We start from the raw sequence: 19267 nt of genomic DNA on the forward strand, positions 1-19267 counted from the left end.
GTAAAATCCGCCTAATATATCAAGGTTGAGAAACAGATATAAGATGTTTAGGCGATGTGTTTATTTCCTCTGCCAATGCTTTTATGTTCATCATGATTTGAAGTATTTCTTCTTTTGTTGTCCTTGGGTTGATAGAGCAAAGTCGAATTACTACTTTTTCTTTTAATTTAGTAGTACTTAGCATAGCAAATCCTCTTTGATTAATTTTTTCCACCAATTTTTTGTTTATTTCATGAATTGTATCTGTAGATGTTAGCTCACATGGAATATAACGAAAAGTAACAATTCCTAATTGGGCGGGTGTTACTACTTCCCAATCTTTTTCTTTCCTTAAAAACTCTTCAACTTGTTCAGCTAGCATAATGCCATGATCAATTGCCTCACGAAAAGCTGTAACTCCGAATGCTTTAAAAGAAAGCCATACCTTTAATGCTCTAAATCTACGAGAAAGTTCAATTCCACGCTCCCCAAAATTCACTTTTTCTTCTATATTAGTTTCTGTATCCTTAATATACTCTGGGATCATACGGAATGTTTCACTTAAATATTGGCTATTTCGAATAAGTACACAACCAACATCATAAGGCTGAAAAAGCCATTTATGCGGGTCTAACGTTAAAGAATCGGCACGATGAATTCCACTTAATAACTCCCTTCCTTTTTCACTGAGAATTGCTGCAGCCCCATAAGCCCCATCCACGTGTAGCCATATATCTTCATCATTACATACATCAGCCAATTCATCGAGGGAGTCCACCGCTCCGCAATTCGTTGTCCCTGCATTAGCAATAACACAGAATGGTTTTTTCCCTTTTAATCGATCTTCTTTTATTTGTTTTCTTAAAGTACTAACTGAAATTTTTAAGTCTTCATCTGTCTCAATTCGGCAAATTTGATGCTGTTTAAAACCTAATACTTTAAGTGCTCGATCTACAGAAAAATGAGTTTGGTTAGAAAAATAAACAATCGCATTTTCTATGTCATTATTCAGCTTGACCTGTCTCGCTACAGTAAGTGCAGTCAAATTAGCCATGGAACCACCACTGACAAATAGTCCTTCAGCTGAATCAGGGAATCCTAGCATTGATTTTAACCAGTTAATTGTCGTTAATTCAATTTGTTCGGCACCTGCACCTACTATCCAAGCTGTAGGAAATACATTAAACCCACTTGCTAAAAAATCTGCTAATACACCAACATAATTGTTAGGACCTGGCACAAAAGCCATAAAATGAGGATGATCCACATGAGTAATTTGATTAAACACATTGTTATTAAGAAAATGAAGTAATTCTTTTGGATTAGATCCGTTTTCCGGAATCGTTTCAATTAGCTTGTCTCTAAAAATATTACTATCAATCGTTTCTGAAACTGGTTTACTTTTTAAATGATTCATATGATCAACAATCAAGTCAACCGCTTGATATCCTAACTGACGCATTTCTTCGGCTGATAACTGTAATTTTTTTGTCATTTGATTTACTCCTATTCTATTTAAAAAGGCGAGTTCTTGCTCGCCTTTTCATTTTTTATAATTTGTAATCACAAATTGTTTGTATTGGATTTTGAAGAATCGTGTTGATTAACCCATGGATGTGATTTAATATTTCCTGTATTTTCTCTGCTTCATATACCGTTTGATCATATCCAAACTTTATTGTAAGTCTTTCTTCAGGGAAGCACATAATTCCATACTTTACATGTGGCTCATCAACAACTTCGTAATCCGTGATAGCAAAATGTCTGTTTTCATTTGAAGAAAAGATTGCTGGATTAGTTGGATAGTTTTCAAAAACCCAAAGATGGTCAGTCAACTCAGTTTTTAATTCACTTTGCTTTTGTATATCAACAAATGAATAGTATGCATACTCATTACATTTCAATGTCTCTAGTTGTACCTTTTGCAGAAAATCCACAAAAGATTGCGTTTCTGTCCATGCTAATCGGATAGGCAAAACATTTGTGAACAGACCGAACATATTTTCAATTCCTTCTACTTCGGGAGGTCTGACTGATACTAGATTAGGCAATACTACTTCTCTCGTTCCGTTAAATTTGCCAAGCAATATTCCCCATACAGCTAGTAATGCCGTATTCATAGTTATATTATTTTTAGTTACAAATGTCTGTAACTGATCAGTCAAATCCTTGTCTAAGGTTAAATCCATAAAAGTGAAGTTTAACCCTTCACTTTTAGATGGGACTTTCTTTTTAGGAATACTAATTTTCTGATTGTATCCTGATAAATAATCCCTCCAAAAATGACGGGCTTTCTCATGATCTTGTGCCAAAGTCCAATCTATAAATGTTTCAAAAGGTTTTACCATAGGTAACTCCGCCGTAGTTCCCGCATTTGTAGTTTCGTAGAGCTGGAATAATTCGTCTATCAAAATGCTGACGCTCCAACCATCACATAATAGATGATGGGAACTCCAAATTACCTTATACTCGTTATTACCTAGTTGGAATATACAGAGACGGGTCATAAGTTCACCATTTTTAAATCCTTGACTTAAATTTTCATTCATCCACTGATCTAGGAATTCTTGCTGTTCTTGTTTCGTCATCTCAATCAAGTTTTTTATTTCTGAATTTATTTGAACATCATATAGAACAGCTTGCCAAGGTTTTGCTTGTTCATCTTGCACAATTATTGTTCTTAAAGAATCATGACGATCAACTAATTGTTGGAAACACTGAATAAAGAGTTTAATATCCAGCTCCCCCTCAAGTGCCCAAATTGTTTGTTCAAAATATGCATTTGTATCAGGTTCATTCGTAGCATGCTCATAAATAACTTCCTGGAAAGGTGCTAGCGGGTAAATACGTTCTATTTTTATATCCGGCATTTTTTCTTGTATTTTGGTAAGTGTATGTTGATTAAGTTGTTTATCTTTAACATTTAGTAATGTAGCTTTATTATCGTTCATTATATTTACATCATTTGTTTGTGAACTTGAAAACTGGTCTAGCTTTTTAACAAATTGAACCATATCTCTTAATATAGGAAATGAAAATAGATTTTTTGGTTCAAGCTCGAATCCTTGTCGATACAGTCTAACGGACACTTGAATTGCTTTTATCGAATCTCCACCTAAGGCGAAGAAATGATCATTTACTCCAACTTGATCTATTTTGAGTACTTCTTGCCAAATACTAGTTAATATTTTTTCCATTTCAGTTTTTGGGGCAATAAATACTTCATTTTTTTGTTTCTCCGGAGTAGGGAGCGCTTTTCTATCTAATTTCCCGTTTGGAGTCAGGGGTAATTGGTCCAAATAAACAAAATAAGAAGGAATCATATAATCTGGCAAGTGATCTCGCAAATGCTTTCGTAGTTCTGTTGTACTAATATTTTGCTCAGTTACCACATATGCAACTAAAAATTTTATTCCGTTCTCATCTGTTTGATCAATTACGACAGCATGTTCGACTTGTTTATAAGTTAGAAGACAATGAGCGATTTCTTCTAACTCTACTCGATACCCTTGAATTTTTACTTGGTAATCTTGGCGGCCTAAAAATTCAATATATCCCTCAGAATGCATTTTTCCACAATCTCCTGTTTTGTATATAAGACCAAAATCAGGATGTGACACAAACGCTTCATTTGTTTTCTTTTCATCATTTAAATATCCTTTAGCAAGGCCCACTCCCCCGATATATAAATCTCCAATTACACCAACAGGGCACATTTTCTTTTCATAGTTCAACACATAATACGTTTGGTTTGCCAAGGGCATCCCGTATGGAATACTATTCCAATGTGATTCCACCTGTTTGACCGGATAATAAATTGACCAAATCGATGCTTCTGTTGCCCCTCCTAGTGAAACTACTTCTGCAATCGGAAAATGTCGTTTTATTTTTTCTGGTAAAGAAAGCGGAATCCAATCTCCACTATGTAAAACTAAACGTAAAGAAGAATGTTCAAAATGAGAACCTACTTGATCCAATGCCAAATCCATGATTGCAGGCACTGTATTCCAAATTGTAATCCCTCTACGTTCGACAGTGCGGATTAATTCTTGCATGTCTCTCGGATCACGAATCATTACTAACATTGCACCTGTGCTTAAAGCTCCGAAAATATCGTATACAGATAGGTCAAAACACATGGAAGAGATACTAATAATACGATCATCTTCATTTACCTCATATTTTTGATTTATGTCTTGAATCGTATTTGTAACCGCTTGGTGAGTAATAATTACTCCTTTTGGTTTTCCTGTACTTCCTGAAGTGTATATAATATAGGCAATATCTTCTGGACCAGCAATAGCGGGCATGTCTTCTGTTGTATAAAATGACAAATCATTTTCTTCATAAAGACTAGGTTCTAATAAAAGCTTGCATGAGCTATTTTTTAAAATATATGTTTGGCGATCTAAAGGATGATCGGGATCAATCGGAACATAAGCAGCACCTGCTTTTAAAATACCTAGCATATTAACAATTGTGTCAACTCGTCTTTTGGCTAAAAGACCCACTTTGTCACCAAGACCAATGCCCTGCTCTTTTAAGAAGTGGGCAATTTGATTGGAGCGTTTATGAAGTTCCGAGTATGTTAACCATTTTTGCTCAAATACCACCGCTACTTCATTCGGTGTACGTTTTACTTGGTCTGTAAATAATTGATACAGAGTAGTTGAAGGTATTTTTTCTGTTGTTTCATTATATTGTTCAATTAAAGTTTGATCCGACTCTTTCATCTGCAAAGATGTTATATCGCTTTGTTTCACCAATTGTTCCAATAAGTCAACAAATTGGGAAAACATTGCTTCTATCACATCAATATCAAACAACTCTTCAACATAATTCCAGCTAATTAATAACTCACCATTTTTTTCAATTACTACATTATCCAAATACACTTGTGGAGTCCGAGCATGAATATAGCGAAGAGAACCAAGTTGTTCCCAAGAGAAAGCACCTGCACCTGCTAACATCGAGGTGAAAACGATTGGCATAACTGCTTTTGGTGTCATTTGATGATATCGAGTAAAATCTCGAATAAAGTTAACTCCATCGTAATGACGATGTTCAAGGCCATCTAATAACGTAGATTGCGTTTCTTTTACTCTAGTAAAGAAAGTTTGCTCTGGTTTTACATCAACATCCAATAAAATAAGCGATGTGAAATCTCCAACAATCTGTTCTACTTCATCATGAACAGGATAACGGTTAAATACAGTCAAGTTAATTGCTAATCGACGTTGATTACTCCAATATGCCAACACATCACCATATATTGTACAAAGTAGAGCGGAAGGAGTTACCTCTTTCTCTTGTGCTAACTTTCTTAGCTTTGTCCATTTTTTATTATCCAGGATTTTTGTAAGTGATTGGAATTTAGGAGTAGCAATCTCTGCTGGATCCTTTTTTAACAGCAAAGAAGGTGCAAACGGAAAGTCAGGAAGCTTACTTGTCCAATAATCTTTTGCTGTTTTATATTCTTCGCTTTGTTCCATTTCATCATAGATAAACATATAATCTTGAAAATCAAAAGATAAAGATTCTAATTTTTGATTTGGTTTATAATAATAATGCAACAAATCCTGTCCAACAATGTTCATGCTTGCTCCGTCCATTAACAAAGCATCGTATCGAAAACATAATAAATACGTGTCTTCTTTTAAAAGAAAAGCTTTCAATTCAAACAAAGGCCATTGCCCCAAAGGGAATACATGGTTAGTCATTCGAGAACGCTCTTCTTGTAAGCGAGCATGTTGATTCCTATCATCTAAATCTATGAGACTCACTATTTCAATCTCGTAATCAGGAACGCTTTGTAATATTTGCTGTTTTCCCTCTGGTAAAATTACAGCTCGCAACATTGGATGACGATGGATTACCTTTTGAAAACTTTTTGAAAGACGATTGATATCCAATGTTGTTTCATATTCAAAATATGTTTGAGGTGAAATACCACTTAATTCAAACTGTGAATTCCTTCCTAACATATACGCTGTCTGAACTTCTGTTAAGGAAAATGGATTAGATAAATCTTTAACATGAGTTGGTCTACTTTCAAAGTTTTCCTCTTTATGCTCTAACTTTACACAAGAACTCAGTTGAGCGATTGTAGGGTGCTTAAAAAAATCTGTTGTACTTATTTTTAAGCAGTCTTTTCTTAGTAAATTAATTACTTGAAGTGCTTTAATGGATTCTCCTTTTAATGCAAAAAAATTATCATGAATACCGATTCCCTCAATCTCCATAACTTTTTCCCATGCACACACTAATTTTTGTTCAATTTCATTGCGCGGGGCAACGTATGGGATTGATACATAATCCGTTTGTGTTATATCCAATAACCTTTTTCTATCCACTTTTCCATTTGGATTCAATGGAATCTCTTCTACCTGAATCATTTTTTCAGGAATCATAAACTCAGGTAATTTATCACTTAAATATTTTCTGATTTCACCAAAAGACACCTTGTTATCCGATACATAGTAGGCAGCTAATAATTTCCTATTTCCATACACTTGATCAACAACGATAGCCTGGTTTATTTCTGGATATTCCCTTAATTGAGTTTCGATTTCTCTTAATTCAATCCGATACCCCCGAATTTTCACTTGATGATCCATTCGACCTAAATACTCAAGTTCTCCATTAGGCAACCAACGAACGAGATCACCTGTATGATACATCATTTCTCCTGCCGTAAAAGGATTCGGTACAAATTTTTCATCTGTCAGTTTACTTTTACCAAGATACCCTCGTGCTACCGCTACTCCAGCAATGCAGAGTTCACCAGGAATTCCAAATGGTTTTAATTGGCCATACTTATTCAATATATAGGAATGATAATTCGGATTTGGTTTGCCAATCGTAACTTCTTTGGAAATGCTCAAGTCTTTTACTGTTGAGCAAATGGTTGTTTCTGTGGGACCATAAATATTTAAAATTGTTGCTTCACTGATACAACGAATTTTTTCAACCAAATCAATGGAAAATGCTTCTCCTGCTAATAAAATAGATTTTAAATCTTTTAGAAAATTTGCCCCTTCTGGATCACTCAAAATCACTTCCATTCGCGATGGCGTTGATTCCCATAAATCCACCTTATGTTTTTTGACCAAATGAGCCAATTCTTTTGTTGCAAACTGGTCCTCTGTAGCAATTACTACTTTTGAACCTTGCGTTAAAGGAAGACATATTTCTAACAAGGAAATATCAAAAGATACACTAGCAAGAAACAAGAATGATTGATTAGCCTTTACTTTTTCTCTCATTACATTTAAAAAATGAACTAGCGATTTTTGTTCTATCATTACCCCTTTTGGATTTCCTGTCGATCCTGATGTGTAAATAACATAAGCCAAATCATTAGGATTATGTTCTCGTACTAAATTACTTTCTTCACCTTGGAAAAGATATTCTTTATCAAGATACAGTACTTCACCCGCAAATTGCGGCAATACTTCCTCTGTTCGCTTACTAAGTAAATATTTTGCTTGACTATCTTGTAACATATATTCAATTCGTTCAGTTGGGTAGTTAGGGTCGATTGGTAAATACGCTGCTCCTGCTTTTAAAATCCCCATCATACCAATAATCATTTCTAATGACCGATCTACCATAACGCCAATAATACTTTCTTTTGAAACACCTTTACTTTGAAGAATAGAAGCCAATTGATTCGCTTTCTTATTCAATTCTCTATATGTCAAAGATTGATCATTACAAACAACAGCAATTTGATCTGGAGTTTTTAATACTTGCGCTTCAAACAAATCTTGAAATGATTGAAACAAGTCTATGCCCGTTTGAAAAGTATTCAATCCTTCTAACAACTCTTTTTCTTCTTCTGCAATAATACAAATATCTTTCAATGCCAAATTCGGATTTTGTGAAACTTGCTTTAAAACATAACAATACGAATTGGCAAACTGTTGCAAAGAAGAGAATGAACGGGACTTACAAGAAATTTGAAATTCAAATTCATTATGTATTTCATTCCATTTTCTTCGTATCCATAGGGCTAAATTATTCTCTGCGTATTCTTCTAGCGAATTTTCATTATGTAATCCTTCCATCCCGATTACAATTTGAAAAGGAGTTAAATTGTGTTTAACTAATAATTCAGAGAGCGGATACTCCTGATTTTCATACCCGAATAAAGTCGTTTGTTCAATCTCATTTACTAATTGTTTAAAGGGGTGATGCGGATGGATTTCACTTCCTAAAGGAATCAACTTATTAAGATTCTCACTTTGTTCAAGATTCTTTTCAATTATAGGAATACCAATGGTAATTCTTTCTTGATCTGTATAATGTGCCAAACAAACCCTTAAAGCGGCTTGAAACCAGCTAAATAATAATAAATCTTGAGACTTACTTATTTTTTGTATACTTTTACTAAATTCTACATTCACTCTGACTTGAACGTACTCACAAGGTGTTTCTTTATTTAGTTGGTAATCGCTATTAAATTTAAATACAGAAAAATCGAGAATCTCGGAAGATAATTGCTCCTTCCAAAACGCTTCTACTTCTTTATTTTCATGAATTGAACTTCGATCTTTAATGTGCATTTTTATCTTTATCCCCCTAATATTCATTTCTTCTACTCGTTAATTTTTAAGCCAACTTCAAGCCCATGGAGAAACACTTGATGATTATCCAAACATAAAAATTGCTGAATATCTTCAAATTTCATATGACCAACTGAACAAACCCCTAAATTTAATGTTTCAGCAACCATATTTAAGGTAGCAGTGATAATGCCTGACTCAATACAAGCAAATAAATATCCATCTGAACCGTATTTCGGGATAGAAGCGTTCGCATTATAAATCAAATAAACTGAGAATGCAGATTGAGTAAATAAATCCTGATTAATTAACTCATGATCACTTTTGATCACTTGATCAATGTTGTTTACAATCACAAGACTGTTTTTTGATGGGTTATAATAATAAAATCCAGCTTTCATACCCTCTATACGTTTTGGTTTTATATAAACAAAGATATCAATGGGATAGAGCCCGCCTGCACTTGCGTAATGATAGTATATTTTTTCTTCCTTAACCTGTTTTAGAGTTGATAAGAATTGGGAAAATTCCGAAAAACTAATGTGTTTTTCCGTATCAAATTGACGACAAGATCTACGTTCCTTAATTATAGTAGGTAGCTCATTTGTTGTTTCAAGTTGAATTTCGGTCGACCGTGCAGCAACGTGCGTGCGATTTAATTGTTCACTCATATACTTATCTAACTTTTCTTTAGAAAAGCGAATCTGGTTGCTATATGGATTTGAAAAAATCTTTTCTTGTGAAGAAAATACTTCTCTTGGGTGTAATATATTACTTACTAACACACGATTTTTTATCATGAGCTCTATGTTTTTTTGTGTCTCTTCTACATTTCCTAACGAAAAGCGCTCTACTAGTTCACTAATTTTCACACCTTTTTGAGCCATAAAATAAAAATCTGGAAACCACTCAGACAGAATACCTGTAAATCTCATTTCCCCTATCAAAACTTCATTATGCAACTTCTCCCAATGCTTAATCGGAGACCAGTAATAAATTTTCTCGCTCATATAACCCTCCATAAACGTTTAACTTATTTTTGAAATGCAATTTTCTAATTTACAAAAATTTTTTTGGATTCTGCTCCTTGTCTCATAGTGATTATAAATACATGCACTTTAACGAAACTTGAAAATAATGAAATAACTTTTTCTTCATTAAAATTTTTTATTTCATCATAAAAAATGATTTCTTTTTGGATATTTCACATCCTTTCCCACAGTAATCCTATAAGGTATAAACCATTTATAACATTGAGAATATTCATGTATTTCCAATGTGAAATTATTGTAATGGATTGGAGAGCGGTTGAATATAGTTATTAAATCAAATAATGTTGAGAAAGTTTTATTTATTATATCGATAAAATTTTATGATGTAATTTATTACAAATAGATTAAGAAAAGAGTTTTAAATTTTTCTTAATCAGTTAGTGTGAAAATATCACATACTATTACATACAATCGAGTTACTTACATTTCATATTCAAAATAGAGAAAAGACACCTTGAATGGTGTCTTTTCTCTATTTTAATTCCTTATACTTTTTACGCCTTTGTTATTTTTAAACGATTTGTAGGAATTAATACAACTCGAACATCTAGTTCGTTATATGTTCGAATATATAATAAACATTATCTGAATTACGAATGTATTTCAGGTAATTTTATAAATAAACTCAAAGATATCTTCTTCTCCTACTGCCACAAAAGAAATAATCTATTGCTTATTTCTTTTATTAAATTGTAATATAATTACAGTATGTGAAATTATATTACATTAACTTTAAAAACGAAGTGAGAATAATCTTCACTTCGCTTTTTTTATTTGCAATCCTTGTTAAATTTGCTCAATGCAGTATTTATTTCCACATTCTTCGCTTTTATTTAATCGGTTTCTCTGTTTTTAAGACAAATGAACTTAATGCAGGAACTTTAATTTTATTGTCATGGACAACATAAAGTGGTTTACTTCCCGCCTGCTTCCCGTCTACTAGTACTTTCCAAGGACCTTTCGATGGAAGTGTTATATCAACAGCTTCTCTATTTGCATTGTGAGCCACTGTAAAGTATTCATTTTTATTCCCCTCTATTGTATAAGCTACCGTATTTTTCGGGGCATCAATAAATGATACGTGTGTTTTTATTTGCTCTGCAGATGTCATTCGAAAAGCTGAGTACTTTTTGCGTAATTCTATTAAACCCTTCATATAATCTACTTCATTATTAAACGTTGCAAGGCGCAGCCAATCCATCTGGTTAATTGAATCTGGAGATTTGTAACTATTATGATCACCGTATTTCGTCCGCATAAACTCTTGCCCTGCATGTAAAAATGGAACTCCTTGTGATGTTAATAAAATTGAAGAAGACAATTTGTGCATTTGTTTTCGCACTTCTTCACTGTCACCTGAATTAGTTAACTCAAGTTTATCCCATAATGTATGATTGTCATGTGCTTCCACATAAGTTAATACCTGTTCCGGATCTTGATAGGTAGACGAATTTGTATCGTAGTCAATACCTGCCGTAATACCTTTTTTAATACGATCTTCCATGTTTTCCTTTCCATTTATAAAACCATTTTCCTTTTCCTCAAATACACTACCTTTCAACCCATCACGTATATTATCGTTAAAATGAGCAATTCCTTTCATTTTCTCTGCATTTTTTTGATTTGCTTTCAGCTCAGCTGCAAGAGGTGTATTTAAATCCCATCCTTCTCCGTGTAGTATAATAGAAGGGTCAATTTGATTAACAGCTTTACGTATTTCATTCATCGTTTCATAATCATGAATACCCATTAAATCAAAACGGAATCCATCTAAATTGTATTCTTTTGCCCAATATGTGACGGAATCTATCATAAATTTCCTCATCATTTTTCTTTCTGAAGCAGTATCATTTCCTACTCCAGTTCCATTTGCAAATGTTCCATCTTCATTGTAACGATAATAATAACCTGGAACTAACTTATGGAAATTAGATTCAGCAGCGTTATACATATGGTTATATACTACATCCATCACTACTCGAAGATTATTATCATGTAGTGTTTGAACCATTTGCTTCAATTCAGTTATTCGCACAGTCGGCTCATAAGGATTTGTAGAATAGGAGCCTTCTGGAACGTTGAAATTTTTAGGATCATATCCCCAGTTATATTGCGGTTCATTTAAAGTCTCTTCATTTACAGAAGCATAATCAAATATTGGTAAAAACTGAACGTGAGTAACACCTAGATCCTTTATATGATCAAGTCCTGTTTTTACACCTTCTGGCCCTTTTGTTCCTTTTTCTGTTACACCTAAATACTTCCCTTTCTGTTTAATACCACTTTCAGGTTGGATGGAAAGATCGCGTACATGTAACTCATAAATAATAGCATCTTCCGGATTTTTAAATTTTGGCTTTTTGTTTGCTTTCCATTTTTTCGGATTTGTTTCTTCTAAATTAACGACTGCACCTTTATCCCCATTTACAGAAGCAGCACGCACATATGGATCAACCGCTTCAGTCCACTTATCACCAATTTTGACCTTATACGTATAAAAGAGCCCTTTTTGGTTCCCCTTTAGTTCTGCTGTCCAAGTTCCCTTTTCACCTTGTTGCATGTTTATTTCAGCACCTATTTTATCGTTCCAGTTTTTATATGTAACTAACTTCGCTTCGCTTGCAGTAGGAGCCCATAAACGGAACTTTGTATGTTGCGCGGTATATGTATTCCCTAAATCGTTACCACTATAATAAAATAAATTATCAAATTCCTCGCTACGAATGACTTTACCAATTTCAGTATTCGTATCAGCTAAGTTTTCTATTTTAACTTTGTATGTTTGTTTTAAATCAATTTTCTGTTCCGTAATTATTTTGACCTTATTAGTAATATCTCCACTATTTATATCATAAGGACTAATATTTTTAATTTTAATGCCTTCAATTTCAATTTTCTTTTCCCTAATATGAAACGGGACATTAGTCGTTATGGTAATTTCATGGAAACTATCAATAGTTGCTTTTTGAATTGAGAGATCTGAAGAAGGCTTAGAGTTATATACTTTTTCATCGCCCGAAAGAATCCATACTTCAGCACGACCGCCCTTTATATTTTCAATCCAACGATCCCCACCATCTTTTTCCCATTCATTTGTTCGAACTATAAATCCTACACGATTATAGTCACCGTCTATTTTTATCTTAGCGTATTTTCCAAATTCATCTTCACCAGTAAATTTATAAGATGTACCATTTGCATTTTCTCCCCATAACCAAAGATTCCAGTCTTTTGTATTTCCAAGCTTCTCTTTGTAATGAATGATAACTTCAGTTGTTTTCGAATTTGAAACTGCCTTCACACCCTGAAAGGAGAAAACAGATGATAACATAACGATTAAAGTAAGTAATAAAACTGTTTTGTTAATTAATCTTTTTATAATTTGCACCACATACACCCTTTCTTCAAATATTACTAGCGATTTATTATGCTTACACTGAATAACACTGCTTAAATTAATCTAGAAATCTCTTTTGCTTCACCTCCATATTGGCTATTTTCACGTATGTATTTCAATGACCTTTTAATACGGAAGCGTTTGCATAAATTGCTTAAAAAAATAGATTTGTGTATGCCCTCATATATTTGTAAATGCTAAAAGGTCAGGGAAATCATTTTAAAGCAATCGTTTGTTATCACTTTCATTTTATAGACTTTCTATCAAGAGGTCAATATATTATTAATTTTCTGTTTTTATATACTTTAAACCTTATTTATTTGTCGCAACTTCTTACAGATAACGCGCCTAATTATTGCTTAGTCAGTTTATTTTCAACAATACATCGCTACGTAAAAAAGCTAATATCCTTAAAATGATATTAGCTTTTTTTCATAATGTATTAATATATGAATGAGAACTATAATTCTAAATTACTTAATTTTTGCTGCATCAAATGCCTTTTGAACTGCTTGAACTTCAGCTGTATTCGCCCCATATTTATTAGTTGCCACTCGAATACATGCTGATCTCAATTCTTTGAAATTAGAAGTCATGTTTAACTCATCAGTATTTGCATAATAGAAAATATCAAACATTTTATCTTCACCAATTCCTTTAACAGTTACTCCGTTATGAGTTCCGCCTTTTGCAATGAGATACGCAACTTTATTAATAATACTTGAATTAAAATGAACACCGCCTTGATCCCATCCATTAAAATCGTTAAATTCACTGTAATCATCTGGATAAGGTACTCCGAGTGAAGATGGAACAGAAGCTGGGTTTTCCATATCACGGAAAACAGATCCCGTTTGTTCTCCCATTGTCCAATTAAAGTTTCCATTATTTACGTATTTCTCAATAGATGTTCCCATAATATCAGATAGCGCCTCATTAATCGCACCGGATTCACCGTAATATTCAAGATTAGATTCACTAGAAGTAACAGCATGTGTAAATTCATGTCCAGCTACGTCATATGCTTTAACAATAGGATCCCCATATACAAGCATACTTCCATTATTAGCACTTAATGCATTCTGCCAATTCTTCGGATCATTCGTCTCTTCAGAATCCCAAGCGTGTACAACTGAAACTACCTTTTGTCCCTTATTATCAAAGCTATTACGCTTGTATTTATCTTTATAAAAATCAAATACTTTTGTTGCTAAGTAATGAGCACTTACCGCTTTGGGATCGTTAAATGTTGCCGAAGTACTAGTCGCTAATGTACCAGGATAATAGCTTTCTTCTTTAGTAATATCTTTGTAATTCACATCATATGTTTCAATCCCTTGCCCTCTTGTATAATCAGCAAGAGCATATTTGCCATTACTTTGTTTAGAGATACCAAATGAACGAGAAATACCTAAATCATCTTTTCCTGTTCCAGTTAATGATGTAAGACTGCTTTGTTTACTTTTCTTTAAAGCTCCAACTAGTTTGTCACTGGCCTTTAAGTTAGATTCTTGTACCATATTTTTTAACATATCACCATTTTGTGCATTTACTAAATAAGTACCAGAAACATAGTTTGGTGTTGCGGCTTCAAAGGTAACTTGGTATGCATTTTTAGCTTGTCCATTATTTTCATCAACAAAAATAACCTCTTTAACTTCTGGCTCAGTAATAAACTTGATATCGTTCCCGTACTTCGTATAAATAAATTGTTTTGCTTCATCTTTTGATAGATTAATAGGTTTTTTCAATTCTTCTTGTTTTAAATTTTGCGCGCTATCACCTGAAACACTTTTAATAACACCATTATTATCTACATGTGCAGTTAATTGATGGCCATATACTTCTTTTCCTTCGTATGTTTGCTGCATACGTACAAGTGTAGTTCCATCATACGAACCACGTTTTTGAAGGACTTTATAATCTACTCCTGCTTCTCCATTGACTTGTTTTTGGGACAGAGCTTGCTCTGTTTTCTCCTTAAGTGCATCCTTTACTACATTTTCTGGTGCCTTTTGTGACGGTTGTGTAAGTTCACCCGAACGGAACGATTCCTCCTGAATTTGAACTTGTAGTTGATCTGTTTCCTCTGCATGACCTACCCCATATGGTGCCACAGCTGTTAAAGCTAATCCAGTTGTTAATGCTACCTTAGTTAATGTCTTTTTGTTTTTCATTATTTCACCTCGTATAATTTTTGAAATAGAAAGCTTGTACAAAGTATACTGTCTATTTCTGTCGGAAAAAAGAGAAAATACACAATTTATGTAACATTATGCAAAATTACATAAATTGTGGTCAATATTATAAATAATGAACGGAACACATATGTACATTAATTTGAATAAAAGAGAGTCCTTATAGGCGCTCATCCAATTGGTTAGTTATTAATTATCTATATTCATTGTAATAAAAGTATACTTACCTCCAAATAACAACATAAAAACCCACTCTTTACTATTTTAAGAGTGGGTTTAATGTTGTTAAAATAACAATTACTATAAGAAACCTTATAATTTATATTTTTTTAGTAATCCTACTAAGTTTTTTGTAAAATTCACCTTTCGTTTTTATATGCTTAAACTGATTTGGATTAATATTTGCTTTTTGTGAGAGTGCTACAATCTCTTCTTTTGTAATTGAATCTTTCGTATTTATAGATGCTATATTTGTGTATTTTCCGTCTTCTGTTTTTGGAATTTCTAAAATCCCTTTATTCACAAGATCAACTACAGCCTTATGCTCTGAAGAATGTAAATCTACACCAGTAATTTTCCAATTACGCATAACTTTTGGCGTGTATACACCGTTCTTTACCTCTTTTAAATATGTAATAGCAAGGTTACGAATGGTTCCACCTGTTTCTCCAAATGCATTCTCTTGTTTAGATGACCAAATTTGTTCAAACTTACGCCCCTCTAAAGCTCCTCCTTTTGCCTGAAGAGCCTCCATTCTGTATGCATTCATTCCCAGCGTCATAACATCGCTCATTTTGATTGGTTTGTTTGTACGAATAGAGCGTAAATTTGTAATTCTACTTCCGTATGGTTTTGTTAATTCAATTTCGTATTTTACGCCTCCAAAGAAATCGTTCGTACTGTATTTAGATGCACGGCGGGTTTTATCAAAGCTAACGGTTACATCTCCGGCACGAGATGAGTTAAAATATCCTGCTGCCCATTCCATATAGTCTTTTAAATCTTTTCCAGAAATCTTATATACTGTAATCTCTCCCAAGGCATATTGGTAATTATACGCAATATCTTTTTTCTTAATAGGACCTGTATCCAAACGGGCATAATCATTATCAATTTGATGGGCTACTACATCTGCTTTACTGTAGTAGAGCATGACTTCATGAAAGAAATCTGATAAAGGTGTTTCTTGAATCTGAACACTTGGAATACCCTTTATTTCATTTTCAGGAACAAGATTTCTACCCTTTAATTGAGCGACTACAACATTTGCATCTCCTCTCGCATATTCGTGAAAAGGTGTTAGTGTTTCTTCAAGTGTAGGATCAGATAATATCGTTGTTCCATCAGCATTTTTTACAGGTATAGCGGTAGCAGTTTTATCTTTTAAAACCAACTTCCCATCTTGCTTTGTAAAAGTAAGGTCAATACGTGAAATATATGTTCCATATTTATCTGGCTCTGTAATAATTACGCCATTTACAACTTCTTTTTTTACAAGTTTATGCATGTGAGCCGCAAAAATAGCGCTTAGTTCCGGACAAGCATTTGCAATATCTTGAACACCAGTACCAGGGATACCATTCTCATTTTCTAATCCCATATGCATAACTCCTACCATTACATCTACTTTACCTTCTAATTCCTTAATTGCCTTTTTCGTCTCTTCTACCGGATTTTTCACCACTAAACCATTTAAGTGATCTGTCCCTTTTTCAAAATCACTAATCATTGGTGTATTCATACCAATAATCCCAACTTTAATTCCACCTTTTTCTACAATTGTATATGCAGGAAGAAAGCGCTCTCCATTTTCCTTATAAATATTTCCTGCTAACGTTTTTCCCTTATATTGCTCACTAACTTTTTTCAATGTATCTAATCCAAAGTTGAATTCATGATTTCCAAATGCCCAGGCGTCATATCCCATTGTATTCATCGCTACCATCATTGGCGATTGTGGCTTATCGTTGAATAATTCTACTGAGTTTCCTTGAATTGTATCCCCGGCATCTACTAATATGGTATTTTGATTTTCTTGACGGACCTTCTTTATAACCGTATAAAGCTGCGTCAAACTTCCACTCATATTTGCTCCATCAAGCGCATAATCCCAAGGCATAAATCTGCCATGAATATCTGCAGTACCTAACAATGTAATATTAACTTCAGATTCCTCAGCCTTAGAGATAGGTGGTTTGACTATTACTGCTGTTCCGAGCAGTAATAGAATTACAAAGTAACATACATAGTTCTTCCATTTCATTTTTTGCATAATAATAATATTTCTCCCCTTTTTGTACTTTCGTAAAGTTGTTTGAACTTTAAAAATGTAACTTATTATTCGGGAAACTTCAACTACAAAAGATAATTTTGAAGGTGGTTCTGTTGCAAAAATAAAGAGAATAAATTGCATACATCCCCTAACAGAATTGTATTTTATCGTTTCCTGACAGAATACCCCTTCCTTAAGGGTGTGAAGTGTACTTTCAAAATAAGGATATATCATTCATTATCATTTCAATTTATTAAAACGTGCATATACAATATGTTATGATGATTAATTTTTTGAATTTCGTTGCTGATTTATTTCCTTTTAAATAAAAACACTTTCAAAAAAAATAACCCCGCTCTTCATTTAAGACGGGGTTACACTTATACAGAAAATCGGATAGTTTTATATTTTCTTAAGCTTATTGGTTACTTTCAACTAATTTCATTCTATTTTTGTTTTCTTCTGAATCAATATGAATCAATCGTTTCCCCTGTTTATAATACGCATCAATAAACAGGGAATGATTTTTACTTTTCAATTTCACAAAGCAATTTTCTCTCTTTGATTTGTTCTATATGACGCTGTTCATGCAAATAGATTAATTCTATCCACTGATCAAGAAATAATTCTCCAAGAGCTGGATGCATCACTGATTTTTTTACTAATTTAGATTCATCTTCTATTGTACTCAGAAAACGCATCAATTCTTTTCTTGATTCGTTTAGCATATTGAGCATTTGCTCCACTTCAAATGGTTCTATACTTGGTTCAATCATTTCTGGAGCTATAAACTTTTTCGTTCTATCTAATAAAATAGTGTGAATTTCTTTACGCTCATTTTGGGTACTATCTAACTTTTTTAACCCTGAGGAAATAACTGTTATCACTCTTTCATCTAATAAAACTAAATGATGACAAACTTGTGCAATACTCCATTTATCCTTATCTGGTTTCCTATTAAATTGAGCATCACTCAACAAAAAAATTTCCTCAACTAATTGATTTCTCGTTTCATAAAACTTGTCATTTACAAATGTATCCATGCGGATTCTCCTTTCATTGCAACCTACATACTTAAATTTCTACGCTAAAAATATTATCTTCGAAAACAGATTTTCTTTCACTACTATTCCAATTTCATTTTAAAGCCACAAATAAATCAACTTTTAACTTTCCTTCTAGATCTTCAGCAACATTATTTAAGCAAAACTCTAAATTATCTCTATCATAATCTGCACCATACTCACTATTTAGTAGCCACTCTGCATACATGTATTGATACGCTTCACTTAATTTATGAGGTTCATCATAGAACTGGTATAGACCATATGTACCTCCATCTAATCTTTTAAATTGCACATCATGATACTTTTCTTTATCGAAGTTTTCAGGAATCGTAACACATGCATCATGCCGGCACTTATGACTTGCAACGAGTTCAGGATTATCTAATGATATTCCGATAAATGATTGCTCTGGTGGATAAAGGTTATTTTCAATTGACCAGTTCAGTAACTTTCCCCAGTGATCTTGCGGTTCAAAGTAGCTACCAGTTCGTCTTATATACGCTACTTCTAATGGTGGTAATTTTTTTATAACAACTTTCATTTACATCTTCTCCCCTATAAATACGTACACTGTTTAATTAGCTTTTTTTAACATTTATTCCTTCTTAAATTAAAAGAATTCTCTAATCATATAAAGTGAACCTTTAATCAGCGGGGGATAAATTTCAATTGTAATATAATTGATTACTACTACTAAAGTAGTATGTACTTTCATACTTTTATTTGATTTTACAT

9 protein-coding genes are annotated in these 19267 nt (G+C 33.2%); all 9 read right to left on the reverse strand.

Annotated features, from left to right (window positions below; translation table 11 throughout):
* Positions 1-19: 19 nt before the first annotated feature.
* Positions 20-1474, reverse strand: a complete 1455-nt coding sequence (locus MHI28_RS03155; RefSeq protein ID WP_000162822.1) for a pyridoxal phosphate-dependent decarboxylase family protein — start codon at positions 1472-1474, stop codon at positions 20-22.
* A 55-nt stretch (positions 1475-1529) separates the two neighbouring features.
* Positions 1530-8546 (reverse strand): non-ribosomal peptide synthetase, encoded by a 7017-nt coding sequence (locus MHI28_RS03160; protein ID WP_151618866.1) that lies wholly within the window; start codon positions 8544-8546, stop codon positions 1530-1532.
* Positions 8547-8578: 32 nt separating this feature from the next.
* Positions 8579-9556, reverse strand: a complete 978-nt coding sequence (locus tag MHI28_RS03165; protein WP_001290966.1) for a SagB/ThcOx family dehydrogenase — start codon at positions 9554-9556, stop codon at positions 8579-8581.
* A gap of 871 nt (positions 9557-10427) precedes the next feature.
* The gene (gene pulA / locus MHI28_RS03170) at positions 10428-12986 is read right to left on the reverse strand and encodes a type I pullulanase (protein WP_340827607.1); all 2559 of its coding nucleotides are present in this window, start codon (positions 12984-12986) and stop codon (positions 10428-10430) included.
* 482 nt (positions 12987-13468) lie between these two features.
* The gene (locus MHI28_RS03175) at positions 13469-15172 is read right to left on the reverse strand and encodes a M4 family metallopeptidase (RefSeq protein ID WP_000791451.1); all 1704 of its coding nucleotides are present in this window, start codon (positions 15170-15172) and stop codon (positions 13469-13471) included.
* 340 nt (positions 15173-15512) lie between these two features.
* On the reverse strand, positions 15513-17465 hold the full coding sequence (locus tag MHI28_RS03180) for a bifunctional metallophosphatase/5'-nucleotidase (protein WP_043311776.1): 1953 nt from the start codon (positions 17463-17465) through the stop codon (positions 15513-15515).
* 418 nt (positions 17466-17883) lie between these two features.
* Positions 17884-18009 (reverse strand): hypothetical protein, encoded by a 126-nt coding sequence (locus tag MHI28_RS03185; protein ID WP_000769713.1) that lies wholly within the window; start codon positions 18007-18009, stop codon positions 17884-17886.
* Entirely contained in the window at positions 17993-18508 is a 516-nt protein-coding gene (locus MHI28_RS03190) for a DinB family protein (RefSeq protein WP_340827609.1), read from the reverse strand. Before MHI28_RS03190 ends, MHI28_RS03185 begins: the two co-directional genes overlap by 17 nt.
* Before the next feature lie 94 nt (positions 18509-18602).
* Complete coding sequence (locus MHI28_RS03195) at positions 18603-19073, reverse strand: AraC family transcriptional regulator (RefSeq protein ID WP_000869616.1); 471 nt, start codon at positions 19071-19073, stop codon at positions 18603-18605.
* Between the last annotated feature and the right edge of the window lie 194 nt (positions 19074-19267).

This window comes from Bacillus sp. FSL K6-0268 (genome assembly GCF_038005425.1).
In the GTDB taxonomy this organism is placed as follows: Bacteria; Bacillota; Bacilli; order Bacillales; family Bacillaceae_G; genus Bacillus_A; species Bacillus_A thuringiensis_S.